Consider the following 23697-nt stretch of genomic DNA (forward strand, 5'->3'; position numbering starts at 1 on the left):
AAAATGAAAGTAACGGCCTTGGCAGCCACCCTGCTTATAAGTCTCATCTCGTTAAGTAGTTATGCACTTGATTTGCAAACAACGTTTAACGAACTCGATAAAGACAGTAATGGTTTTTTGAGTGAAGCAGAAGCATCTGAAGATGCATTATTACATGGCAACTTTACGCAAATTGATAGTAACCAAGATGGCCAAATTTCATTTTCTGAGTTTCAGTCGTTTATTCAATAGGAGATTGTAATGAAACAACTATTAGCTGCATTCTCGCTAATGTTTTTAGTTATCAGCGCCACCGTTTTAGCATCACAAATGGATGTTCGATTTGCTAAATTTGATACAAACGCCGACGGCGAGATTTCATTAACTGAAGCAACCAAACACGATAACCTACTTAAGCAATTTGCCGATCTGGATGAAAACGGCGATCAGGTTCTGTCTGAACAAGAGTTTGAAAAATTTAAACCTTAACGGCTTAAAGTGCTTGCCATAATCCCAGAGGGAATGTGTAAACGGATTTAAATTTTGGGAGTTAAATTATGGCAAGCGCTTTTATTTATAAAGGAGAGTAATTATGAGAATTTTCTGGCTTGCTTCATGTACCTTAATTACTATAAGCTTCAATAGCTTAGCATTGGATGTAAAACAGAGATTTGATCACCTTGATAAAGATAAAAATGGTTTTTTATCTGTGCAGGAACTGTCTTCTCAACCGCACTTGCAAAAACGCATAGCACAGTGGGATACAGATAAAGATCAACAAATCTCGCTCCTTGAATTTAAACACTATTTAACAAACAAGAGTTAAAATAATGTCAAAATTAACCTTTGCCAGCCTAATTTTATGTGGTGTATTTAGCACAATAAGTTTTGCTGCAGATAGTATTGGTGAAAAATTTAAACAACTTGATCGTAATGACGATGGTTACCTGACTCGTTCAGAGTCAGCGAGAGACCCTGCTCTGTGGTCACGTTTCAAAAACTACGACAGCGATAAAGATAATAAATTATCGCTTAGTGAATTTAAGGTCTACGCAAGCAAATAAAGCGTTACAATTAACTATTTACTTGCTGCTGAGTTGCAGTTTACTGCAACTCTGATACTGTTTTCATAAATCAATAAAAACTATTAGAAGATTATGAAACTCATCATCAGCTTACTAGCAACAGCTTCACTTAGCTGCTTTGCCAACACCACTGTTATTTATAATATAAATGGCTACACGCCTACCTACAAAGGCGAAACCCAACACTTTTCTGCACTGGTTTTTAAAGACGGTAAAGTCGTAAAAACAGGCAATGACTCAATTAAAAATAGCTTCCCTGACGCCACCGCAATTGATGGCAAGCAAGCCACGTTGTTACCTGGCTTAGTCGATGCTCATGGCCATGTAATTGGTTTAGGTAATAACCTTTCACAACTTGATGTCAGAAATACGAACTCGGCAGATGAGGTTGGCAAAATGCTGGCTGAGTTTGCCAAAGATAAACAAGGTTGGATCATTGGTCGCGGTTGGAATCAAGAGCAGTGGCCAGGCGGTGAGTTTCCAACTGCAGCTGATTTAGACAAATATGTAAAAGACAAACCTGTGGTGCTTTCTCGCGTTGATGGCCATGCTGTGTGGGTTAATTCAAAAGCCATGGAACTTGCAAGTATTTCCAAACAAACTCCCTCTCCTGCCGGCGGTGAAATTTTAAAGTTAGATTCTGGCTTACCTTCAGGGGTATTCATTGATAAAGCCGAAACGCTTGTTACCCAACATGTACCAAAAGCAAGCCATGCCAGCATTAATACGGCATTAGATAATGCAGGTAAACATCTACTAAGTTTGGGTATTACATCAACCCATGATGCCGGTATCGATTACGACACGTGGCAAGTGTACAAGCAGCGCTCTGAGCAAAATACCCTTCCCGTAAGAATCGTTGCCATGCTAAGTGCTGCCGATCCTCAACTAGAAACCATGCTCAAAGCGGGCAAATATAAAGACATGAATGACATGCTGTCGATTCGAAGTGTCAAAGTGTATGCGGATGGTGCTTTAGGAAGCCGAGGCGCAGCCCTTATCGAGGAATACGCTGATCGTAAAAATCACCATGGCTTAATGCTTGAAACCCAAGAAAAACTTGAGCAACTATTCAACTTAAGCTTTGCCCATGGCTTTAGTGCGAACACCCACGCCATTGGTGATAAAGCCAATCATGTTGTGCTAGATGCCTATGAAAATGTGTTTAAAAAAACCGGTGGGATTTTACTGCGTAACCGAATTGAACATGCACAAATTGTTACTCCTGAAGATATCCCTCGTTTTAAAACGTTAAAAATTATTCCATCAATGCAGCCTGTTCATGCAACCTCTGATATGCATATGGCAGAGCAGCGCCTAACTGAAAAACAACTTGAAGGGGCGTATGCTTGGAAAACCTTTTTAGCGCAAGGCTCTGTAATTGCAGCAGGTTCTGACTTTCCTGTAGAACTTGCTGATCCGTTTGATGGCTTATATTCAGCCATTACACGAATGGATCATAATCAACTTCCTGAAGGTGGCTGGCGACCACAAGAGCTGCTATCGCGTGATGAAGCTTTGCGTGCGTTTACTTTAGGTGGTGCTTATGCTGCACATCAAGAGTTTAAGGTAGGTAGTTTAGAACAAGGAAAGTGGGCTGACTTTATTTTGATTGATAAAGACTATTACAAAGCCCCAGTTTCTGAGATCCACGATATAAACGTGACGCAAACTTGGATTGCGGGCGAGCTAAAATATAAAAAAGAGGAATAATGCTACTTAGCGTCAGCTTTTTGCTGACGCTTTAATTTAACGATGTGGTAAATATTTACAAACGCCAGTAAGCCATTGGTAAAGGCTACCGGAACGGCACCAATTGCCAGCCCGTAGAAGGTAAATGCAATACATCCTGCTAGGTTGAGCCAGCGTAGTTTTACTACATCGCTCATTGTCAAAGAAGCAACCAACAGTGCTGACGCTAAATAGCCTAAATATTCCCAACTCAATTGTTCTCTCCTAGGCTTTAGGTTAGCATTGGAGCTTGTCATTTTTTTTGACGCACTCTGTGCTAGTTTGACAATAAAATAAAAAAGCTAACTTACTAAAAACCTTGTAAAGCTTAAGAATAATCTTGGCTTTAAAATCATTACACGGGAAATGAAGGTATCAGTAACGTGAAACACCTTACTAGCAAGTTAGCGTAAATTCTTAGAATCTTAATGCTAACGTCATTAAGATGTAATAAATAGGACAATTGTCCGAAGAGCGGCGTTAATGTTTCAATATCATTTTTCAAGCTATCTTGTTGACCAATTACTGACATTTGCTGGCAGTAGTTTTCAACAAGCTAAAAAAGAAGTGCTGATCCACCAAGATCAACCTTTGTCAAAACTCGTATTAGTGAGAAGCGGCACAGTGTCGTTCAGCTATGACGTGGGTAATGGCCGACGCCTTCTTTTGGGCCAGCTTGATTGTAACAACACACTGATTGGTGAGATTGAAGCACTGAATAACTACCCGTGTATTTACACAGTTACGTGCTTTAGCGATGTAAGTTATAACCTAATTGAGCTTAAACACTGGCGCGCACTACTATTAGAAAAGCCAGAGTTAAGCTTGTACACGGCGCAAACAATTGCTGCTAAGTTCCAAGAAAACCAAAAAATAAACTTAGATAAGCTGCTATTACCACTAAGCTACAACATAGCTAAAGATTGCTTATTAAGAGCAGAAAACAGCAACCCAACACTACTGCGTGCCTACCCTACCGTAAATGCTGAAGCTGAGCGCTTTGCTACCACAGAAAGAGCTTATAGACGAGTAGTTACAGAACTAGTTGAAAAAGGCTTAGTGCAGCGAAGCAATCAAGGTTTACAAGTGGTAGATATCGACAAGCTTAGTGACTACGTAGAAAGTTTTGCGCAGTTATAAATGTGTTACAAATTTTTCTTAAATGCTTTAAAATAATATTACCAAACTGAAAAGCAAAGTCAGCACAAGTTCAGTTGGATAATCTATAAATATTCATAGAGTTAAGCTTCTTAACAGTAAGACTCTATATTACAATTTAGCAAAGCGGTTTGTTATCAGCTGTTGCACTTGAAAGATAAGACAGAACTTTCTTATTTTATTAATGAAAGTATATATAATGTTCACTTGACGTATATATAATGTTCACTTGACGTATATATAATGTACGCTTATCCTTCAATAACAGATAACCATGTGTGGCGTTTTTTCGGTGCACAAACCGGTACTATTTGCTCTAATAAAAGTCTGATTACTTTACGAGAAAGGAAAGAAAGGTAACGATTATGGGAAACAATGAATTTAAACTAACCAAGCTAGCGCTAGCGTTAGGTGTCACTTTAAGCTTAAGTGGTTGTTTGAGTGATGACGACAAAAACGACACAGTGCCTGAGCCACCAGTTCCAACACAAGATGTAGCAGTTCCACCTACGGCAGCTGAGACTCAAGCAGGTGCTATCTCCGTTAGCTTAATTGATGCTACAGGCGAATTGCTTGATGAATCAGTGACGGCAACCATCACATTTACATCTTCTGAAGATGGCTTACTAAGTGTTGCTGGTGATGCACTTTCTGATGAAGACAAGTCAACTACAGATGGAGCTTTCAGCTTTACTCTTGAGTCGATCCCTGCTGACGGCGTAACTTACGATTATGTTGTTTCTGCTGAAGGATACTTAAATAATTCTGGCTCATTCACAGTAACAACTACTGAAAACGTAGCAGCTGATGAAATCCGACTAACGCCACGTAATTTAGCTGATTCTGATGTTCCTATTGTTGCAGAAACTAAATCATTAGAATCTTTAGTACCTGAAGGTGAAAATACAACTGTAGCCTATGATCCAACAACCGGCTTAAGTGTTTCTGGTGATAAAGACGAAATTGAACTTCCTCAATCTGTAAACAAAGCTGGCGTTGCTGTTGGTGGTACTACTGTTAAAATTAAAAACGGTACTCAGTTTTTAACTGCTGACGGTACAGCTTTAGAAACAGTGCCTGAAATCACTGTGGCTTACTTTGCTAACGAAGCAACACGTAATGAAACTGAAGCTGATAGCGCTACAGTTGAAAATTCATCTCTTGATGCATTTCCTGGTGGTTTAGCCCTTTCTGTTGCAAACCCTGATGGCTCAGATTCAAATGTTTCTGGTTCATTTACATCAGGTGGTTTCGTTGCAATCGAGCTTACTGATGATGCTGGTAATAAAGTAAAACATTCGGTGAAGGAAACTCTCTTACTGTTGCAATGCAGGTAGATCAGAATACTTCAAACCCATGTCCAGTTTCAGTTCCGGCTGGTACAACTGACCTTTCGGCATATGCAGAAGCTAATGGCTACAGCATGGGTGTTTGTACGTTAACTTCTCCAACAGCTCGTAAAATCGCTGTAGGTGATGTATTCCCAGTTTGGAGTTATGATGAAGACGCTGGTAAGTGGTCTTTTGAAAGCTATGGTGAAGTTACAGACAATGATAGTGCAGACACGTTTGACGTTTCTGTAGACGTTAATCACTTATCTTATTGGAACTTAGATTACTTCAACAATAATCAATGTTCTAGCGTATCATTCGATATTGTTGACAGTAACGACCAACCAAATGCAGGCCGATATAGTCTAGTAATTGAGAATAACGGTTTCCGCCGTAATGTTCGTAATTTAAGAGCTAATAGAGGCGATTATTCACAAGCTAATATAGCTAATCCTCCTGGCTTCCCTGTTACATTGAAAATACGTCAAAAGGGTGCAAACGTTTTAGCCGGTTTAGCAAGTGATGCGGGTACTACTGCTACGAAATTGAGCGTTAGTAATATTTGTGATTTAGATGGCGAAACTTTAAAGCTAACTACTTCAAACCCTGGCATTATTTCTAAGCAAGTTACTACTCAGTTAGTTTGTAGTAACACTGAAGACTTTGATGTTAACGCTGATCCAGTTCCTACACCTACATATTCTCGTCTATTCTCAGGTAATGCACTTGTAAATACTTACTATGGAGAAGGTGCTACATTTAATGTTGCTTTAGAGGAAGGTTCAAGCTATTCAATTAGATATTATGACTATGGTAATAGACAATGGCTTTCTCAAGATTTAGAGGTAAACACAACACCTGTAACTCTTGATATACCTACAGTTTGTGAAGTTGTTGAGCAACCAATCACAGGTGGTACTGGTGGTACTGGTGGTACTGGTGGTTCTGGTAACGGTGGCTAGTCCACGACGCTAATAAAGCTTTTAAAACCGCGCTTATGCGCGGTTTTTTATTGCCTTTAAAAAATATACATAAACACCAATCTTTTCTTTTTTGATAAGCATCAATGCATTTGTGCAGCTTAAACTACCCTATTATCAATAGGGAGTTTTACGCTCTTAATTTAAGACAATAAAAAAGGCTCACTAAGAGCCTTTTATGAAAAATTTGGACAAGGTTACTTTTCAAGTAAAATGTCGTGGATGTTCGCTAAATCAGATTTACCTTCGATAATTTCGTCTGGCGTTAGGCCTGAAAGTTCATGAGGGAACACTAACCACTCTTCAGACTCATGAATGAAGTAATCTGGCACCATGTCTACCTTTGAGTTCTTCGGCTTGTAATATGGGCATGCAACGCGAATATCACGTGGTAGGTTTAAACGCATTAACTCCGAAAGCTTTTCTTTTAATGCAAAAATACTGCGGCCAGAATCGAACACGTCATCAACGATTAGTAATGAATTGTCTGCATTGGCATTTTCAATGATGTAATGCAAACCGTGAACTTTGATCTCTTTAGATTGCTGGTTAATACCGTAATACGAAGAAGTACGCACTGCGATATGGTCAGTTTCTATACCTTTGTAATCGTAATATTCTTGAACTGCGATACCAATTGGAGCACCACCACGCCAAATACCAATGATGAAATCAGGACGGAAACCATCTTCATAAACTTGTGCCGCAACACGAAATGAATCTTCAAGAAGCTGCTGCGCAGTGATATAGCACTTATCTGACATAAATAGAGACCCCAGTGTGAATTGATCATTCAAGTGTAGCTAATTTAATAAAAACTAACCACAGGATGAGAAAATGTGGGGCGTGATTTTATACTAATTTACTCAAAAAAGCTTGTATCAGTTTGTAAAATTACCCTTTAGATTAAAAAAGCCCCTTAACTTAGATAAAGTTAAGGGGCTTTTAATTAACTAGAAAAAGGTAATTGCTTATGCTTTTTCTAGTAATGTTCTTGCAACGGTACGCATACCTTGTGTTGTTGCGCCTGCAGCCCACTCGCTTGTGCTACCCATGTTAAATGCAGCAGCAAGGTCAATGTGAACCCAACCTTTACCTTCATTTGGCACAAAGCGTGATAAGAAACCAGCCGCATTAGAAGCACCACCGTAGCCACCACCTTTTTGTGGACGACTGTTTGCCGTATCAGCATATGGCGACGGGCAATTTTGTTGGTGCCACTTTTCAAGTGGTAGTGGCCAAGCAGCTTCCATTTCTTGCTCTGCAAAGTCTTGTACGTCACGTACAAGCTCTTTATCAAGACCGAACAATGCATTGTACTCTTGACCAACAGCAACAAGCGCAGCGCCTGTTAGCGTTGCTGCATCAATGATTAATGGCGCGCCAGACTCACCTGCAGCCATTAAGCCATCAGCTAGCACTAAACGACCTTCAGCGTCGGTATTAACGATTTCAACTGTGGTGCCATTTTTATACGTTAAGATATCACCAAGTTTGTAGGCATGGCCTGAAATTAAGTTTTCAGCACAGCATAAGAACAACTTAATGCGTTTGTTGATACCACGGCTAATAGCAAGTGCTAAACCTGCAGTCACAGTTGCTGCGCCACCCATGTCGCATTTCATGCCTAACATGCCTTCACTTGCTTTGATTGAGTAACCACCTGAATCAAACGTAATGCCTTTACCAACTAAAGCGGCTGCAACAGGCGCGTTTTCATCACCAGTTGGGTTGTAATCTAATGCTAATAATACTGGTGGACGTTCACTACCACGGCCTACCGCATGGATACCAATCCATTGTTGCTCTAATAAAGCATCACCTTTAATAATTTGGTAGCTTACGTGCTCAGGTGCTAGTGACTGAATAAACTCAGCTGCTTTACCAGCTAGGCTCTCTGGGAAAATATCATCAGCTGTGCCATTGATCATTTGACGAGCCCACGTCGCAGCTTGCTTTAAAGAAGCCAATTCTTTGCCGTCTGTTTTTGCATTTTCAACAAACTCAATAGCATCTAAATTCTTTGGTGAAACAAAGCCTTGGTAGAAAGCCCATTGTGTTTCTGTACACCAAACATCGCCCACTAAGGCAATATTTTTTAAGCCTTGATTAGCTAACGTACGTGCTGCTTTTTGTACGTTTTTAAGTGTATCTTGCTCAGTTAAATGAACAGTTGCGCCTTGTTCAGTAAAAGAAAGAGCGGCTTTTTCGCCCCAATGTGCGGCAGCGCCCTGCTCGCTAAGTTGAACTAGAAATTTTTCTGACATGTTAGAATACTCTTTGCGCTAAAAATGTTACTCGAGTTTACTACAGCCAACGTCAGTTCCCAACAGCTTGCGATAAATAGCATTATGAGATGTGGTTCAATCCTCGTAATGAATCACTTACAATAAAGAAAAACGAATTACTAAGAGCCATGAAATTTACTCCCGCATTACAAACAGCTACCTTAATTAAACGCTACAAACGTTTTTTAGCCGACTTAAAAACTGCCGATGGCACAGAGTTTACAGCTCACTGTGCTAATACCGGCAAAATGACGGGATGTGCAGAGCCTGGGTTTAAAGCGTTTTATTCAACCAGTGATAATGCTAAACGTAAGTTCCCTCAATCCTTGCAATTAACTCAGAACCAATTCGATCACTTAATATGTGTTAATACCGCGATTGCAAACAAAGTTGTGCAAGAAGCCTTAAATGCAGGCGCGATTGCTGAACTTGTTGACTATCAAACAATTGCTGCAGAAGTAAAATACGGCCAAGAAAATAGCCGTATCGACTTTTTATTAACAGATAAACATAAACCCCATTGCTATGTAGAAGTAAAATCTGTGACATTGCTTTCGCAAACAGAACCACAATCTGGGCAAGGGTATTTTCCGGATGCAAAAACTGAGCGAGGCCAAAAACATCTGCGAGAGCTAATAGAGATGGTGCAACAAGGGCATCGTGCAGTGCTATTTTTTGCAGTTTTACATGAAGGTATCAATCAAGTGAGTGCGGCAAAACATATCGACTCAAAATACGCCCAACTTTTAACTGAAGCTATAGATAATGGTGTTGAAGTGATTGCTTATAAAGCAAAAATTTCGGCAGAAGAAATTAAGTTGCAAGAAAAATGTGATTTTCTGAACTAAGCTACTCTTTTACGAAAACGACAATAAAAGCACTATTTTAGTTGTATTATTTTTTTTTGCCCATATAACTTAGCAAATTTAAAAAATTTATGGATAGTTAAGGGCTTACAAAACCGCCCATAATTATTTGAGCAATCATTAGCGCAAGGTCAAGAGGATTAATTAAAAATAAATTTGCCTCAGTCTAATGATTCTGCTATTTATAGCCGCCGGCTAACGCTGGGCAAAATATTAAGGATTTAGGAGAAAGTTATGCCAGACCAAAAAAGACTAGGGTTATTGGCTCAGGCCGGGTTAGAACCATATCAGGAACAGCCAGGTGAAGAGTATATGAATGAAGCACAACGTGCTCATTTCAAAACAATTTTAGAAGCTTGGCGTAACGATTTACGTAACGAAGTAGACCGTACTAAATCGCATATGCAAGACGAAGCAGCTAACTTTCCGGATCCAGTAGACCGTGCAGCACAAGAAGAAGAATTCTCATTAGAACTTCGTACTCGTGACCGTGAGCGTAAACTGATCAAGAAAATTGAAAAAACGATTCAATTAATCAAAGAAGACGATTTTGGTTTCTGTGAATCATGTGGTATCGAAATTGGTATCCGCCGCCTAGAAGCGCGTCCTACAGCTGATTTATGTGTAGACTGTAAAACGCTTGCGGAAATTAAAGAAAAGCAATCTGGACGCGGTTAATTACATCCTTTAATTAGCCCATGTCTACCACAGCCGTTAACACGCCAATGCGTGAATATCGTGGCCGCTTTGCGCCATCCCCTTCAGGGCCATTACATTTTGGCTCACTTATAGCGGCTGTGGGTAGCTTCCTCGATGCAAAAGCCAATCAAGGAAAATGGTTAGTACGCATTGAAGATATCGACACAACGCGTGTTGTAAGCGGTGCTAGCGACGATATATTACATACCTTAGAGGCTTACGGTCTTTACTGGGACGAGCCTGTTATATACCAAACCCAGCGTCATGAGCAATACCAAGCCATTGTTGACGAGTTAATTTCGAAAAACCTTGTTTATGCATGTCATTGCACGCGCAAAGAAATTAAAGCAATCGGTGGGATATACCAAGGCCACTGCCGTTATAAAAACCACGCTTTAACTGATTCAGCGCTACGTTTAACCCAGCAATTTGCAACCAGTCACTACCATGATTTAATTCAAGGTAAAGTGTCTGTTGATAGCCAACTTGCCAAAGAAGATTACTTAATAAAGCGCAGCGATGGTTTATTTGCTTACCAACTGGTCGTAGTCGCCGATGATATTGCACAAGGTATTACAAGAGTCGTTCGCGGAGCTGATTTACTCGAACCGACCGCACGACAACTCAGTTTGTTTAAGCAGCTAAATAAACCGGCCCCAGAATACGCCCACCTACCTTTAGCAGTAGCTAAACCCGGTTTTAAGCTATCAAAACAAAATTACGCTCCGGCAATAGCAAAATCAGATCCAAAGCCCGCGTTGTTCGATGCCTTGCGCTTTTTAGGCTTAAAGCCAGAAAGCTCACTTTTATCGTTAAATATCGAACAGATGTTAGCTTGGGCTATTGAAACTTACCGCCTTGAACACATACCAAAGGTGCAAGAAATACAAGTTAGCGAGGATCCAAACTCTCCTTTTTGTAACTTTGTTACTATTGAAAAATAAATTGCCAATTTTAAAGGCCGAGTAACTTAATTTTTCAGCCCTGCTGGTATATGATAGCGACCCAAAGTGTGCGAATCATCAACACCTTAATTTAGCGCCATTTAAAACACACTGATTACACGTCAATCTCACATCGGCGAAGTATCAAACAAACGCTATACTTGATGAGTCGCAAAGTCCGCGTCGTAGGAGACAGATTATTATTTCTAAGCTTTTTCAATTTTGTCGGCAGATTATTGGCCCAAATGCCACGACATCAAGTGATGCTTTGCCAACGAGCGAGTTACCTTTGGTGATCGAGCGCAGTGAACATGGTATTTCGCGCAAACAATTTAGCCCAAATGCAATCAAAGTATTGTACCGCCTTAAAGAAGGTGGTTTTGATGCCTACCTTGTAGGTGGTTGTATTCGAGATATATTGTTAGGCCAACAACCAAAAGACTTCGACGTTGTAACAAACGCAACCCCTGAGCAAATCAAAAAGCTATTTCGTAACTGTCGCCTAATTGGTCGCCGTTTTCGTTTAGCCCATATCGTGTTTGGTCGAGAAATTATTGAAGTGGCGACCATGCGTGGCCATCACGAAGCCGAAGAAAGCAAAAATCAAATTAGTCAATCAAGTGAACACGGCCAACTCCTGCGTGACAATGTCTATGGCAGCATCGAAGAAGATGCCGAGCGCCGCGACTTTTCGATTAATGCACTTTACTACTCAATTAACGATTTTTGTATTTATGACTATGCCAATGGCATTAGCGCGATAAAAGCAAAACAAATTGAGCTGATTGGCGACCCAGAAACACGTTACCGTGAAGACCCTGTGCGCATGTTACGTGCAGTGCGTTTTGCCACCAAACTAGGAATGAGCATTGCACCTGGCACCGAAAAGCCAATTAAAAGCCTTGCTAACTTACTTGATCATATTCCGCCAGCTCGTTTGTTTGAAGAATCACTCAAATTGTTTTTAAACGGCAAAGCTGAAGAAAACTACTTAATGCTACGCCAATATGGTTTATTCAAAGCATTATTTCCTGCGCTTGATAAAATCTTAGATGCCAACCCTGAAGGCTTTGAGCATACGTTTATCCTGCAAATGTTTAAAAACACCGATAAACGTATTAATGCTGATAAAAAAGTCACCCCAGCCTTTATTTTTGCAGCCTTATTGTGGTTCCCATTGCAGAGCATTGCGAAGAAGTTACAACAACGCGACCAACTTTCAGAGTACGATGCATTTGCACAAGCAATGAACAAAGTGCAGAGTGAAAACGCGCAACAGGTAGCAGTACCAAAACGCTTCACCTTGGGTGCACGCGATATTTGGCATATTCAGCAACGCCTTGATAAACGAGGTGGTCAGCGCGCTTATAGGCTCACTCAACAGCCTCGCTTCAAAGCCGCTTATGATTTCTTATTACTGCGTGTGCAAGCTGGCGAAGAGCAACAAAAAGAGCTTGCTGATTGGTGGACAACCTACCTAAGCCAAGACATTAATGGCCAAAAAGAGATGGTTAAAAACTTAGGACACCAAGGTGGCCCTAAGCGCCGTCGTCGCCCACGCAAGAAAAAAGTAGACTAAGTATGCATACCGTTTATTTAGGTTTAGGTGCCAACTTAAACACACCACGTAAACAAATTCATGCTGCTGTCACTGCCCTAAAAGCATTAAAAGATGTTGAGTTTGTTTGTGTATCCCATGATTACGCAAGCAAACCAATGGGGCCACAAGATCAACCCGATTATGTAAATGCAGTCGCGTGTGTTAAAACTGCACTTAAGCCAGAGCAGTTACTTGATTTAACTCAAGCCATTGAGCTTGAGCATGGCCGTGTTAGAAAAGAAGAACGCTGGGGTCCGCGTACCCTTGATATAGATATTTTATTGTTCGGTAATGACGTGATAGACACCCCTCGCTTAACTGTGCCTCATTATGGCCTAACAGAGCGAGAGTTTGTTGTTTATCCCTTGTTGGAAATTGCACCAACACTTGTACTACCGAATAATCAATCACTTGCTGATATAACAAAAACGTTGCCTTTAAACGATTTACAACAACTCCCTCAGCAGTAATCAACCAAGGCTAAGCCTTAGAGGAAATTATGTCTAAAATCACCGTTTCAACCTTGAATAAAATGAAACAAGAACAACAAAAAATCACCGCATTAACGGCTTACGACGCCAGCTTTGCTAAATTGTTTCATGATAATGGCGTCGAGGTGATCTTAGTCGGTGACTCACTAGGCATGGTATTGCAAGGTGCTGATGACACCCTTGCTGTAACCAACACAGATATTGCATACCATACTCGCTGTGTGCGTGCCGGTAGCCGCGAATTATTTGTGATTGCTGACTTACCATTTATGACCTATGCCAACCCAGCTGATGCCTGTAAAAATGCAGCAGAGCTGATGCGTGCTGGGGCAAACATGGTTAAGCTTGAAGGTGGCGAATGGCTGCACGACAGCATTCGTGCAATGACCCAACAAGGTATTCCAGTATGTGGCCACCTAGGCTTAACACCTCAGTCAGTGCATGTTTTTGGCGGTTTTAAAATTCAAGGTCGTGAGCAATCTCAAGCCGATAAAATGGTCAGCGATGCGAAAGCACTTGAAGCGGCAGGTGCACAGTTACTTGTTTTAGAATGTATTCCAAGTGAGCTTGCTAAACGTATTACTGATGAGCTAAACATTCCTACCATTGGTATTGGTGCAGGTAATCAAACTGATGGCCAAATCTTAGTAATGCACGACCTAGTTGGTATTTCGGCAGGTTATATCCCTAAGTTTTCAAAGAACTTTTTATTAGAAACCGGCAATATGCCAGCAGCAGTGCAAAAGTATTGTGAAGATGTAAAAAGTGGTGCTTTCCCAAGTACCGAACACGAGTTTAAATAAATGCAATCAATCACTGAAATTAAATCGTTACGCAGCCAAATCAAAGCTTGGCGTCAAGCGGGCCTGAGCATTGCGCTAGTGCCTACCATGGGCAATTTACACCAAGGTCACTTTTCACTTGTTGAAAAAGCCAAAACATTGGCTGATAAAGTGGTTGTGAGTATCTTTGTAAACCCGATGCAATTTGGTGCCAACGAAGACCTTGATAGTTACCCGCGTACACTAAACGAAGATAAACAAGGTTTAGCAGATCTTGGTACTGATATCGTGTTTACCCCATCCGTTGAAACAATTTACCCAAATGGTTTAGGCGAGCAAAGCTTTGTCGATGTACCGGGGGTTTCTATGGGTTACTGTGGAGGCTCGCGTCCTGGTCACTTCAAAGGCGTTGCAACCGTTGTCACTAAATTATTTAATTTAGTACAACCTGACTTTGCTTGTTTTGGTGAAAAAGATTTTCAGCAGCTACAGGTTATTAAAACCATGACGCGCGACCTATCTATCCCAGTTGAAATTATTGGCGTACCTACTTGCCGCGAAATCTCTGGTTTAGCAATGAGCTCTCGTAATGGCTATTTATCTGATGAGCAAAAAGACACCGCAAAAGTACTGTTTGCCACACTAAATAATACTGCAACGGCACTTAAACAAGGCAGCGCAGACATTGCAGCTCTTGAGGCAGATGCAAAAGCACAACTTGAAAAGGCAGGACTAAAACCTGACTATTATTCGATTGCAGAGCGCTCTACACTAAAACCAGCCACCGTGGCTGACAAACAACTTGTTATTTTAGCTGCTGCTTATTTGGGCTCAGTACGTTTAATTGACAATTTACAAGTTGAGCTGGATTAAATAGCAACAATCTGGGTAAGATGGATTGCAAAGAAAAGACATAAACTAGGGATAAGCATGAAAAAATTACCAGCAATTGCAGCAACATTGTTTGCTATGACATTACTGTCTGCCTGCTCAAACAAAATTGACAACCCAGAAATGCAGCAATGTGCTCAGCAAAACTATCAATGCGAAGCGAGCTGTGAGCAACAAAGCACCGCTGATGGCTTAGTTCATAAAGTCTGTAGCAACAAGTGCATTGAAGCTTACAACCAATGTAAAGCCAATGCAGAAAAGTTAGGCGAAGTTAAATAACAACGACTCGCTTTTTAAGGCACTGAAAACCTATTCGGTGCCTGCACTCCCCCTCACGATTACAATTTCACTCGCACAATTAAGCCTCTGGTAATTTTGTTCATATTTTTGTTTACCCTTTAAGCTATTCATATTAGGGCAAGCTTTCGTTCATTAAACTTCTCCATATTGGTGACGAATAAACAACTGCAACCGTGTAATTGTTTCGCACTAATTTCAAAATTTTACTCTTCGCATTTAGCTGCACCAACTCAAAGCCATTGAGATTGTTAGTTTTTATTTTGGGTCCAGTAATTGCTATGAGATATGAAAGAATTAACGTGATTTACGGCTAAAGGAAAATTGAATGAAACCAGAAACCCGAACTAAGCTCTTCAGCGCTATTAAAAAGAAGACCTTCTTGGGCGTATTATTAGCCATCAGCGCAGGTCATAGTTACGCAGTTGAAGAACCAGATCAGCCAAAAGCAACTGAAACAGAACAAACAGCCGCTGAGGTTCAAGCAACCGAAAATGAAAAACAGCAAGTAAAGGATAGTGCTGCGGTTGAGCTTAAGCCTGCAATGATCACGATTCCAGAAGAAAAGCTATTTGAAGTTATCACTGCACGTGCGAAGAAATTAGCCTCTGAGCCGTATGTAGCCCCTAAGGAGTTAGAGCTTGAAGCATTAACTAGCATTGGTTATCAGGACTACCGTGCAATTCGTTTTCGTACTGAGCAAGCAATTTGGAAAGATCAAAGCCTGTATGAAGTGCAGTTATTCCACCCAGGCTTCTTATATCGCTCACCGGTTGCAATTAATACTCTTGAGCAAAATGCCGAAGTAAAAAGTTTACCTTTTAAAACAGATTACTATCGTTACGATGCAACTGCTGCCCCGTTAGAGCAAGAGATCAGCACCGCTATTGCCAATACACAACTTGGCCATGCAGGTTTTCGTTTGCATTTTCCACTGAACAACAACCAGTACAAAGACGAAGTAGCTGTGTTCCAAGGTGCTTCGTATTTTCGTTTAGTTGGCCCGCATCAAGTATATGGTCTGTCAGCTCGAGGTCTTGCAGTTGATACAGCACTGAGCTCAGGCGAAGAATTTCCTGTATTCAAAGAGTTCTGGTTAGTAAAACCTGCACCCGAAGATACTACCATCGTGCTTTATGCATTATTAGATAGCCCTTCAGTGTCGGGAGCCTATCGTTTTGAACTAACACCTTCTACTAACACTGAAGTAAAAACCGAGATGCAAATTTTTGCCCGTAAAGACATTAAAAAGCTCGGCATAGCCCCGCTAACAAGTATGTTTTACCACGGTGAAAATAGTACTAAGTTTTTTGATGATTACCGCCCTGAAGTACATGATTCTGATGGCCTATTAATGCAATCAGAACAAGGTCAATGGATTTGGCGTGCACTGAATAACCCGAAGAAATTGAGCGTGACTTCGTTTAGCTACGCGAACCCTAAAGGCTTTGGCCTTGCGCAGCGAGACCGAGATTTTAATAACTACCTTGATACCGAAGCGCATTATCACAACCGTCCGAGCATGTGGATTGAGCCAGTGGGTAATTGGGGTAAAGGGCGTGTTGAGTTAGTAGAGATCCCAACAGATACCGAAACTAACGACAATATTGTTAGCTACTGGGTGCCAGAGCAGCCAATGAAAGCTGGTGACAGCTTAAGTTTTAGTTACAAGCTGTCGACTTTCAATGCCACACTTGCAACTCAAGATAAAGCGAGTGTGTTAAGAACTCGAATTGGTAGTGCAGCATTACCTGGTGAAGACAATCCACCACCAAAAAGCCACCGCCAATTTACCGTTGATTTTAGTGGCGAAACGATTAATCAACTATCTGCTAATTTTGCCATGCAGGCGGATCTTACACTCTCAGCTGGGCAAATAAGCGATAAAACGGTACAGCAGTTACCAAACAATCAAGGATGGCGCGTAGCATTTAAAGTGGCGCCAGAGGGAGATAAGCCTGTTGATATGCGCTTATCGTTAAAACTACGTGATAAAGAAATCAGCGAGGTATGGAGCTATGTCTGGTATCCAAACGACGTCCAATAGTAAAGCATTAAAGGCAACAGCAATGCCATTTAAGAAGACCCGCGCTTGGCTTTTTTCGAGCCTAGCGCTTACCATTACCGCCTATGGCGTGTGGATCATGTTCGATATTTTAAATTCAAACGGCATGACACCGCTTGAGTACGCTTTACTGGCATTATTTACAGTTACCTTCGCGTGGATTGTTACAGCCTTTTGTAGTGGCTGTATGGGCTTTATCTTGCAATTATTTCGTATTGACCCGTTGACCTTAAAACGTCAAAAGCCAATCGAGATTAATCAGCATGCCTTGAGCCAAACTAAAACAGCCATTGTTATGCCTATCTACAACGAAGATACAGAGCGTGTCATCGCCGGTTTTGAAGTAAGTTTACGCTCGCTGGCTAAAACAGGGCAAATGCCGCATTACGACTTTTACTTGCTAAGTGATACGCAAGACCCTGAAATTGCACGTAATGAACTTAAAGCGTGGAATGCACTTACTGAGCGCTTAGGTGATTTAGCAAAGCATACTTTTTATCGTCGCCGTGAAGATAATAAACACCGTAAAGTGGGTAACTTAACTGATTTTTGTGAACGTTGGGGTAGCCAGTACGATCACATGATTGTGCTTGATGCCGATAGCATTATGACGGGTCAATGTATGCTTGAACTGACTTCTAGCATGATCAGCAATCCAAAATCAGGCTTGATCCAAACGATCCCTATTCCAGTTCGCCAAGACACGTTTTTTGGTCGTTTTTTACAGTTTGCATCAATTTTATATAGCCCAATGCTGGCAACTGGTTCTGCTTTTTGGCAAACAAACCAAGCAAACTACTGGGGCCACAATGCGATTATTCGCGTTGAAGCATTCACAAAGTGCTGCGGCCTACCTGTTTTAAAAGGTAATGCCCCATTTGGTGGTGAGATCTTAAGTCATGACTTTGTAGAAGCTTCTCTGCTACACCGCAGTGGTTGGGATGTGTTACTGCTTAGCGATGTTGAAGGCAGTTACGAAGAAGTACCAAGTAACATTCTCGATTACGCGATTCGTGATAGACGTTGGGTGCAAGGTAATATCCAGCATTTAGGTTTACTGCCTAAATCAGGTCTTAAGCTAATGAGTAAAATGCACTTTTTATTTGGTGCCACAGCTTATATTTCATCGTTGATTTGGTTATCTATGCTGGCATTAAGTACCTTAGATGCAGTAACTCGTGCACTTAATAGCGACGTGTACTTTAATCATGCTTATCAACTTTTCCCAACCTGGCAAATTGCTAAAACGGATTTAATTGATTCGTTGTTATTTATTACAGCTGTATTGTTGTTACTGCCTAAATTAATGGGCGTAATTGTGACTTTAGTGCATCGTAATAAAGCCTTTGGCGGTACGATGAAATTAATTGCCGGTTCACTCATCGAAACTATTTTTGCGATTGTGATTGCCCCTTTAATGATGGTGTTTCATAGCTACTTTGTAGTGTGCGTATTTTTAGGCAAAAAAGTTAGCTGGGATGCACAACCTCGCGAAGGCAGAATGGTGCCGTGGAAAGAAGCGATTGGTTATACGTTATTTTCGACTATTACCGCGATTATCTGGGGTTCGGTTGCCTACTATTACACACCGACTTTCTTTTGGTGGTTATCACCTATTTTAGTAGGCCTTATTTTAGCAGCGCCAATTGTACGCTATTCAAGCAGCATCGGCTTAGGTGTGAAAATGCGAAAAATGGGTTTATTTTTATGTCCAAGTGAAGTTGAAAACGATGATACCTTAGCGGCACTTCGTGTACATCAACAAGAAATTGGCTTGCCAAAAGATGAACACGCTGACTTTAATGTACCAGCATTACCTAATGAATACCCAACGGTAATGCCTATTCAAAGCTTTAAGGCACCCTCAGGCAAAAAGCGCAAGCAAGTACGTATTGCTCAGCAACGTATTAAAGCCAAGCTCTTTGCCAAAAGCTAAACGAAAAAAAACCGCTCAATGAGCGGTTTTTTCATCTATGTCTGTATGGTTGTTACAGAAGGCCTAGCTTTTTAAGTTCAGCCATTGCCATTTTGCCTGAAAGTGGCACATAACCATCTTTCTCAACAATTTTTTGACCATCTACAGAAAGAACCATTTTTAAGAACTCTGCATCGATTGGTGAAAGCGGCTTGTTAGGGTGCTTGTTCACGTAAACATATAAGAAACGAGATAGTGGATATTTACCTGTTGCTACATTTTCTAATGTTGCATCAACAAAGTTATCGCCTTTCTTAGAAAGTGGTACTGTACGTACACCTGATGTTTTATAACCGATACCTGAGTAACCAATCGCGTTCACAGAAGAAGAGATTGACTGTACTACAGATGCAGAACCTGGTTGTTCGTTTACATTGTTACGGAAGTCACCTTTACAAAGGGCTTTCTTCTTGAAGTAACCGTAAGTACCTGATACTGAGTTACGACCGTAAAGCTGGATATCTTTTGCAGCCCAATCACCCTCAAGACCTACTTCGCTCCAACGGTTAACTTGTTCACTTGCACCACATTTACGTGTAGAAGAGAAAATCGCATCAACTTGGTCAATACGTAAACCTTTGATTGGGTTATCTTTGTGTACGAATACAGCTAGAGCATCGATTGCAACGCGAACTTCAGTTGGCTTGTAGCCGTAACGCTTTTCGAATGCTTCGATTTCTTTTGACTTCATACGACGGCTCATTGGGCCGAAGTTTGCTGTACCTTCAGTTAATGCTGGAGGAGCAGTTGAAGAACCCGCTGCTTGGATTTGAATGTTTATGTTTGGATAGAAGCGTTTGTACTCTTCTGCCCAGAACGTCATCATGTTTGCAAGAGTGTCAGAACCAACAGATGAGAAGTTACCAGAGATACCACTTGTTTTAGTGTACTCAGGCATATCTTTATCAACTGCAGCTGCTTGTGCTGATACAAATGTTGTTACAGCCACACCCATTGCGGCAACGAGATTTTTGAATTTCATAGGGGTTACTCCGATTTGTTCGTCCCATTTCCTAACTGCGGTCTACTCTAATGACACTAGATGACAGTTAGATTACCCTTAAATGACATTTTTATGACTTTGCAGTTTTTTCTATTTTTTCTTCAATACGTACGACTTTTTCGCTACCAAATGCAAACGCAAAGGTAGAGCCCTGTCCTAATTTACTGCTGATATCTAATCGACTGTCATGCCTTGTAAGTACATGTTTTGTAATTGCTAAACCTAGCCCAGACCCACCTGTCGTTCGGCTACGAGCTTTATCGACACGATAAAAACGCTCGGTTAAACGGTTAATATGCTCTGCGGCAATACCATCACCATTATCAGTCACACTAAATGCGGCTTGGTTATTTTTAAGCTGCCAATCAACCACAATCTTGCCACCTGGCTTGGTGTAATGAATGGCATTAAAAACAAGGTTAGAAAAGGCACTACGTAATTCGTCTTCGGCCCCTTTAATGTCTAAACTCGTATCAACATTAAATATAAGCTCATGGCCTTTGTCTTGGTTCAATGACTGTGCTTCGGTTTGAATATAGGTAAGAAGCTGCGGCACATTGACAGGCTTATCGTTATCTTGACGACGTGCCCCTTCAATACGCGACAAAGACAGTAATTGATTGACCAAGCTATCCATACGCTTACATTGTTCAAGCATGGTTGTTTGCGCTTTTTGCCACATTGCAGGAGGTGGTAAGCTATCTGAATCAAGCATTTCTAAGTAACCGGTTACCACAGTAAGCGGTGTTCTCAGCTCATGAGAAACATTGGCCACAAAGTCTTTACGCATCTGCTCAAGTTGCTTTAAGCGAGTAACATCACGCACCACCATCATCAACTGTGAACTCGCATAGGGCATAACACGAAACTCTAAGGTTTGATCGTAGCTGTGGCCACCATCAAGCTCGAGCGGTTCATCGAAACAAGCTTTATGCATGTACTTTGCAAACTTAGGATCGCGAATAAGATTATCTAAGCGTTGCCCATGATCGGTAGGCCATTGTAAACCTAAAACCTTTAAAGCCAATTGGTTACACCAAATAATGCTAAGATCTTTTTGTAATACGACAACCGCATCAGGCACAGCTTCGGCACCATCACGAAAACGGCGTATTAAGTCTGCCAATTCATTGCGTTTTTTACGGTTGCGGTGTTGTAAATGATAGATCCCTTCAAAGACTTGCTCCCACGCTCCCTCCCCTTCGGGTGGGTTAAAACTACGTTGATTAAGGAGCCAATCGCTGAGGCGATATAATTGATGATAATGCCAAATTAAAAGTGCAAAAGAGCCTAAAAATAAAAGCAAAAAAGGCGCACCTACAAGTACGCCAACTAATAACAAGGGTAAGAAATACATAAACAGGCGTTTTGCTAACGCCTGTTTATTCACTACTCGATACATACACTCACTTTACCTTAAGTATGTAAATTAGCTTGTTAAGGTCATTGCCATGACACTTATAATTTACTTGAAAAACGATAGCCTGCACCGCGAACGGTTTGCACTAAACGGTCATGCCCTAATGGTGCAATCGCTTTACGTAGACGGCGAATATGTACATCAACAGTACGGTCTTCTACATATACATTTGTTCCCCATACATGATCAAGTAATTGTTCACGGCTGTAAACACGTTCAGGATGCGTCATGAAGAAATGTAGTAATCTAAATTCAGTAGGCCCCATATCTAATTCACTACCTTCTGATGTTACACGGTGTGAGATTGGGTCAAGGCGTAAGCCATGAACTTCAATGGCTTCTTCTAATGAGGTTGGTGAAACACGGCGAATAACCGCTTTAATGCGCGCCATTAATTCTTTAGGAGAAAATGGTTTGGTTACGTAATCATCAGCACCTACTTCAAGGCCGCGTACTTTGTCTTCTTCTTCACCGCGAGCAGTCAGCATAATGATAGGGATCTGACGAGTATATTCGTTTTGCTTAAATTTCTTAGCAATTTGAATACCGCTACCACCAGGTAACATCCAATCTAATAAAACCATATCTGGGTATGGTTCAACCATAGCTTCAATCGCAGAGTCATAATCTTCTGCTTCAATTGCTTGAAAACCATTTTGCTCTAAAACAAAAACCAGCATCTCTCTGATAGGCGCTTCGTCATCGACGACTAGTACTTTACGTGACATTCCAATTTATCTCTTTCGTTAGCGAACTGGTTTCATTATTATGACTAAGTATGACATTTTTATGAAAGTCTAACGAGTAATTGAAAAAGCGCAAAAGAATCAAAGCAAAAATAGCCATTTTTTACGCTTAAATAGTAAATTTCGGATTAAAAGTCATACCTTAAAGTGACTGCAAGATGATCTTCATCAGCATTATTATCTAGTGAAAATTGCGTATACCACATGTACATACGTGCTTGTTTTGACAGGCTTCGTTCAACACCAACAGAAGTACCGCTACCCGAATCTTTCAATTTACCAAAGCTGCCATCAGTATCTTGATATTGCGCCAGCAACTTATATTTATCTATTTTGTAAGATGCGCTCACCAAAAAGCCATCTTCTTTGTCAGAACCTGTGACTTTTTCGCTTTGTTGATACATACCGCCTAGGGTTAAATCGCCTAATTGGCCTTGCGCCGTAAACCGTGTTGTATCATAACCGGCTACTTTACTGTCGTGGGCAACACTTACAAAGTAAGGCGCTTTTTTAAATTTACTATCACCATACATAAATGCCGCAGAAACACCGGTTTCTTCATCTTGTTTGGAGTTATCTTCAGCAATATAGGTGACCACAAATTGCATATTGCCAACAATTGGCGAACTGTAATGAACCACATCACCAAGGCGATTTTCACCATTGAACAAGGCTTTAACATCACCATTAAAGTCGTTCATTAAATCAATTTTACCCTGCGATACTTTTAACGCCGTATCGTGACGACCAAGCACTACCTGCCCATAACTGCCTTGTAGACCAACATATTGATTACGCGCAGTAATATTCTCTTCAGTTTTACCATCGCTATCTTGATCTGCCGCATTTACTGCAAATTCAAACTTATATACGGCTTTTAACCCATCGCTTATTTCACCGCTGCCTTTGATCCCCATACGAGAGTTATAGCTCTCAATAGAAGTTTCGCTGCCATCGCCAGTGTCGCTATTAGCAACCCCTAAATGGGCCCGACCATACACATCTACAGCTTCGGCAGCACTATGAAAAGAAATAATGCACATTGCAAAGCTCGACAACATCATGGCAGGTTTATTCATGGTAGCGATCCTCAATTTAAGCAATAACTTAAAAATCGAACATAAAGGGCTTTTGGTCAAGCCGAGGAGGAGATATTTCACATAAAAATCACGGATCACTGATCTACCAACTTAATCAGATCAGGATCAGATTTTTACTAAGAAGATCAACTTCAGATCAGTTTTTTACTTAGAGAATAAGATAACTTGTTGATTTAATGTTAAGGCGCTCAGCATTTCGTTTAAAAGATGAGCAAAGAAAAGCCTGTGATCAGTATACAACTAGTAAAATAATGATCCGTGAAAGC

Annotated in this window: 25 protein-coding genes; 18 read left to right on the forward strand and 7 right to left on the reverse strand. The window is 40.9% G+C overall.

Annotated features, from left to right (window positions below; translation table 11 throughout):
• The first annotated feature begins 3 nt into the window (after window positions 1–3).
• The 5 genes from J8Z28_RS13895 to J8Z28_RS13915 all read left to right on the forward strand — a co-directional run bounded on the left by J8Z28_RS13895 (window position 4) and on the right by J8Z28_RS13915 (window position 2777).
• The gene (locus J8Z28_RS13895; protein ID WP_062564862.1) at window positions 4–231 is read left to right on the forward strand and encodes an EF-hand domain-containing protein; all 228 of its coding nucleotides are present in this window, start codon (window positions 4–6) and stop codon (window positions 229–231) included.
• 9 nt (window positions 232–240) lie between these two features.
• Window positions 241–468 carry a PLC family EF-hand domain-containing protein gene (locus J8Z28_RS13900; protein WP_054551189.1) on the forward strand — a complete coding sequence of 76 codons (228 nt, stop codon included), beginning with the start codon at window positions 241–243 and terminating at the stop codon, window positions 466–468.
• Window positions 469–571: 103 nt separating this feature from the next.
• Window positions 572–805, forward strand: coding sequence for an EF-hand domain-containing protein (locus J8Z28_RS13905; RefSeq protein WP_054560866.1), 234 nt, complete (start codon window positions 572–574; stop codon window positions 803–805).
• A 4-nt stretch (window positions 806–809) separates the two neighbouring features.
• Window positions 810–1043, forward strand: coding sequence for an EF-hand domain-containing protein (locus tag J8Z28_RS13910; protein WP_054560867.1), 234 nt, complete (start codon window positions 810–812; stop codon window positions 1041–1043).
• A gap of 93 nt (window positions 1044–1136) precedes the next feature.
• Window positions 1137–2777, forward strand: a complete 1641-nt coding sequence (locus J8Z28_RS13915; RefSeq protein WP_062564861.1) for an amidohydrolase — start codon at window positions 1137–1139, stop codon at window positions 2775–2777.
• Between the two features lie 2 nt (window positions 2778–2779).
• Here J8Z28_RS13915 and J8Z28_RS13920 read toward each other — a convergent pair whose 3' ends face one another.
• On the reverse strand, window positions 2780–3010 hold the full coding sequence (locus J8Z28_RS13920) for a YgjV family protein (protein WP_062564860.1): 231 nt from the start codon (window positions 3008–3010) through the stop codon (window positions 2780–2782).
• Between the two features lie 268 nt (window positions 3011–3278).
• Here J8Z28_RS13920 and J8Z28_RS13925 point away from each other — a divergent pair, with 268 nt between their 5' ends.
• The 3 genes from J8Z28_RS13925 to J8Z28_RS13935 all read left to right on the forward strand — a co-directional run bounded on the left by J8Z28_RS13925 (window position 3279) and on the right by J8Z28_RS13935 (window position 6246).
• Window positions 3279–3935 (forward strand): Crp/Fnr family transcriptional regulator, encoded by a 657-nt coding sequence (locus J8Z28_RS13925; protein WP_054560870.1) that lies wholly within the window; start codon window positions 3279–3281, stop codon window positions 3933–3935.
• A gap of 383 nt (window positions 3936–4318) precedes the next feature.
• Window positions 4319–5290, forward strand: a complete 972-nt coding sequence (locus J8Z28_RS13930; protein ID WP_250659642.1) for a hypothetical protein — start codon at window positions 4319–4321, stop codon at window positions 5288–5290.
• Window positions 5281–6246 (forward strand): hypothetical protein, encoded by a 966-nt coding sequence (locus J8Z28_RS13935; protein WP_250659643.1) that lies wholly within the window; start codon window positions 5281–5283, stop codon window positions 6244–6246. Before J8Z28_RS13930 ends, J8Z28_RS13935 begins: the two co-directional genes overlap by 10 nt.
• A 215-nt stretch (window positions 6247–6461) precedes the next feature.
• On the opposite strand, the gene J8Z28_RS13940 is transcribed toward J8Z28_RS13935, so the two are convergent.
• The gene (locus tag J8Z28_RS13940; protein ID WP_054560872.1) at window positions 6462–7028 is read right to left on the reverse strand and encodes a phosphoribosyltransferase; all 567 of its coding nucleotides are present in this window, start codon (window positions 7026–7028) and stop codon (window positions 6462–6464) included.
• 207 nt (window positions 7029–7235) lie between these two features.
• Window positions 7236–8531: an aminopeptidase PepB gene (pepB, locus tag J8Z28_RS13945; RefSeq protein WP_054560873.1), complete on the reverse strand. Its 1296-nt coding sequence runs from the start codon at window positions 8529–8531 to the stop codon at window positions 7236–7238.
• Window positions 8532–8680: 149 nt separating this feature from the next.
• On the opposite strand from pepB, the gene sfsA reads away from it, so the two are divergent.
• The 10 genes from sfsA (at window position 8681) to mdoH (ending at window position 19123) form a co-directional block, all read left to right on the forward strand.
• Complete coding sequence (gene sfsA, locus J8Z28_RS13950; protein ID WP_062565101.1) at window positions 8681–9400, forward strand: DNA/RNA nuclease SfsA; 720 nt, start codon at window positions 8681–8683, stop codon at window positions 9398–9400.
• Window positions 9401–9652: 252 nt separating this feature from the next.
• The gene (gene dksA / locus J8Z28_RS13955; protein WP_054551179.1) at window positions 9653–10096 is read left to right on the forward strand and encodes an RNA polymerase-binding protein DksA; all 444 of its coding nucleotides are present in this window, start codon (window positions 9653–9655) and stop codon (window positions 10094–10096) included.
• Window positions 10097–10116: 20 nt separating this feature from the next.
• A complete protein-coding gene (gene gluQRS, locus J8Z28_RS13960; RefSeq protein ID WP_062564858.1) occupies window positions 10117–11061 on the forward strand; it encodes a tRNA glutamyl-Q(34) synthetase GluQRS in 945 nt (314 codons plus the stop codon).
• Window positions 11062–11353: 292 nt separating this feature from the next.
• Window positions 11354–12640, forward strand: a complete 1287-nt coding sequence (gene pcnB / locus J8Z28_RS13965; protein ID WP_244269378.1) for a polynucleotide adenylyltransferase PcnB — start codon at window positions 11354–11356, stop codon at window positions 12638–12640.
• 2 nt (window positions 12641–12642) lie between these two features.
• Window positions 12643–13131, forward strand: a complete 489-nt coding sequence (folK, locus tag J8Z28_RS13970; protein ID WP_062564857.1) for a 2-amino-4-hydroxy-6-hydroxymethyldihydropteridine diphosphokinase — start codon at window positions 12643–12645, stop codon at window positions 13129–13131.
• A gap of 29 nt (window positions 13132–13160) precedes the next feature.
• Window positions 13161–13955 (forward strand): 3-methyl-2-oxobutanoate hydroxymethyltransferase, encoded by a 795-nt coding sequence (gene panB / locus J8Z28_RS13975; protein ID WP_062564856.1) that lies wholly within the window; start codon window positions 13161–13163, stop codon window positions 13953–13955.
• Window positions 13956–14807, forward strand: a complete 852-nt coding sequence (panC, locus tag J8Z28_RS13980; RefSeq protein WP_062564855.1) for a pantoate--beta-alanine ligase — start codon at window positions 13956–13958, stop codon at window positions 14805–14807.
• A gap of 96 nt (window positions 14808–14903) precedes the next feature.
• Window positions 14904–15104 (forward strand): hypothetical protein, encoded by a 201-nt coding sequence (locus J8Z28_RS13985; RefSeq protein ID WP_372799652.1) that lies wholly within the window; start codon window positions 14904–14906, stop codon window positions 15102–15104.
• Window positions 15105–15450: 346 nt separating this feature from the next.
• Entirely contained in the window at window positions 15451–17169 is a 1719-nt protein-coding gene (locus J8Z28_RS13990) for an OpgD/OpgG family glucan biosynthesis protein (RefSeq protein WP_130166529.1), read from the forward strand.
• The gene (gene mdoH, locus J8Z28_RS13995; RefSeq protein WP_062564852.1) at window positions 17141–19123 is read left to right on the forward strand and encodes a glucans biosynthesis glucosyltransferase MdoH; all 1983 of its coding nucleotides are present in this window, start codon (window positions 17141–17143) and stop codon (window positions 19121–19123) included. The genes J8Z28_RS13990 and mdoH overlap by 29 nt, the downstream gene beginning before the upstream one ends.
• Window positions 19124–19175: 52 nt before the next feature.
• Here the strand turns inward: mdoH and J8Z28_RS14000 are convergent, their stop codons facing one another.
• The 4 genes from J8Z28_RS14000 to J8Z28_RS14015 all read right to left on the reverse strand — a co-directional run bounded on the left by J8Z28_RS14000 (window position 19176) and on the right by J8Z28_RS14015 (window position 23410).
• Entirely contained in the window at window positions 19176–20144 is a 969-nt protein-coding gene (locus tag J8Z28_RS14000) for a PstS family phosphate ABC transporter substrate-binding protein (protein ID WP_062564851.1), read from the reverse strand.
• A 91-nt stretch (window positions 20145–20235) separates the two neighbouring features.
• Window positions 20236–21567: a phosphate regulon sensor histidine kinase PhoR gene (gene phoR / locus J8Z28_RS14005; protein WP_062564850.1), complete on the reverse strand. Its 1332-nt coding sequence runs from the start codon at window positions 21565–21567 to the stop codon at window positions 20236–20238.
• Window positions 21568–21623: 56 nt separating this feature from the next.
• Complete coding sequence (phoB, locus tag J8Z28_RS14010) at window positions 21624–22313, reverse strand: phosphate regulon transcriptional regulator PhoB (RefSeq protein WP_054551169.1); 690 nt, start codon at window positions 22311–22313, stop codon at window positions 21624–21626.
• Window positions 22314–22459: 146 nt separating this feature from the next.
• Entirely contained in the window at window positions 22460–23410 is a 951-nt protein-coding gene (locus J8Z28_RS14015; RefSeq protein ID WP_062564849.1) for a porin, read from the reverse strand.
• Between the last annotated feature and the right edge of the window lie 287 nt (window positions 23411–23697).

It is taken from the genome of Pseudoalteromonas sp. SCSIO 43088 (assembly GCF_023650795.1).
GTDB classification, from domain to species: domain Bacteria; phylum Pseudomonadota; class Gammaproteobacteria; order Enterobacterales; family Alteromonadaceae; genus Pseudoalteromonas; species Pseudoalteromonas shioyasakiensis.

What these genes read in the sequence shown, in the direction of transcription:
- J8Z28_RS14015 (WP_062564849.1), bottom strand. Translation starts at nt 23,410, where the DNA reads ATGAATAAACCTGCCATGATGTTGTCGAGCTTTGCAATGTGCATTATT.
- J8Z28_RS13905 (WP_054560866.1), top strand. Translation starts at nt 572, where the DNA reads ATGAGAATTTTCTGGCTTGCTTCATGTACCTTAATTACTATAAGCTTC.
- mdoH (WP_062564852.1), top strand. Translation starts at nt 17,141, where the DNA reads ATGTCTGGTATCCAAACGACGTCCAATAGTAAAGCATTAAAGGCAACA.
- J8Z28_RS14000 (WP_062564851.1), bottom strand. Translation starts at nt 20,144, where the DNA reads ATGAAATTCAAAAATCTCGTTGCCGCAATGGGTGTGGCTGTAACAACA.
- phoR (WP_062564850.1), bottom strand. Translation starts at nt 21,567, where the DNA reads ATGTATCGAGTAGTGAATAAACAGGCGTTAGCAAAACGCCTGTTTATG.
- J8Z28_RS13925 (WP_054560870.1), top strand. Translation starts at nt 3,279, where the DNA reads ATGTTTCAATATCATTTTTCAAGCTATCTTGTTGACCAATTACTGACA.
- J8Z28_RS13900 (WP_054551189.1), top strand. Translation starts at nt 241, where the DNA reads ATGAAACAACTATTAGCTGCATTCTCGCTAATGTTTTTAGTTATCAGC.
- phoB (WP_054551169.1), bottom strand. Translation starts at nt 22,313, where the DNA reads ATGTCACGTAAAGTACTAGTCGTCGATGACGAAGCGCCTATCAGAGAG.
- J8Z28_RS13935 (WP_250659643.1), top strand. Translation starts at nt 5,281, where the DNA reads ATGCAGGTAGATCAGAATACTTCAAACCCATGTCCAGTTTCAGTTCCG.
- J8Z28_RS13985 (WP_372799652.1), top strand. Translation starts at nt 14,904, where the DNA reads ATGACATTACTGTCTGCCTGCTCAAACAAAATTGACAACCCAGAAATG.
- sfsA (WP_062565101.1), top strand. Translation starts at nt 8,681, where the DNA reads ATGAAATTTACTCCCGCATTACAAACAGCTACCTTAATTAAACGCTAC.
- dksA (WP_054551179.1), top strand. Translation starts at nt 9,653, where the DNA reads ATGCCAGACCAAAAAAGACTAGGGTTATTGGCTCAGGCCGGGTTAGAA.
- pepB (WP_054560873.1), bottom strand. Translation starts at nt 8,531, where the DNA reads ATGTCAGAAAAATTTCTAGTTCAACTTAGCGAGCAGGGCGCTGCCGCA.
- J8Z28_RS13940 (WP_054560872.1), bottom strand. Translation starts at nt 7,028, where the DNA reads ATGTCAGATAAGTGCTATATCACTGCGCAGCAGCTTCTTGAAGATTCA.
- panC (WP_062564855.1), top strand. Translation starts at nt 13,956, where the DNA reads ATGCAATCAATCACTGAAATTAAATCGTTACGCAGCCAAATCAAAGCT.
- gluQRS (WP_062564858.1), top strand. Translation starts at nt 10,117, where the DNA reads ATGTCTACCACAGCCGTTAACACGCCAATGCGTGAATATCGTGGCCGC.
- J8Z28_RS13990 (WP_130166529.1), top strand. Translation starts at nt 15,451, where the DNA reads ATGAAACCAGAAACCCGAACTAAGCTCTTCAGCGCTATTAAAAAGAAG.
- folK (WP_062564857.1), top strand. Translation starts at nt 12,643, where the DNA reads ATGCATACCGTTTATTTAGGTTTAGGTGCCAACTTAAACACACCACGT.
- panB (WP_062564856.1), top strand. Translation starts at nt 13,161, where the DNA reads ATGTCTAAAATCACCGTTTCAACCTTGAATAAAATGAAACAAGAACAA.
- J8Z28_RS13915 (WP_062564861.1), top strand. Translation starts at nt 1,137, where the DNA reads ATGAAACTCATCATCAGCTTACTAGCAACAGCTTCACTTAGCTGCTTT.
- J8Z28_RS13910 (WP_054560867.1), top strand. Translation starts at nt 810, where the DNA reads ATGTCAAAATTAACCTTTGCCAGCCTAATTTTATGTGGTGTATTTAGC.
- J8Z28_RS13930 (WP_250659642.1), top strand. Translation starts at nt 4,319, where the DNA reads ATGGGAAACAATGAATTTAAACTAACCAAGCTAGCGCTAGCGTTAGGT.
- J8Z28_RS13895 (WP_062564862.1), top strand. Translation starts at nt 4, where the DNA reads ATGAAAGTAACGGCCTTGGCAGCCACCCTGCTTATAAGTCTCATCTCG.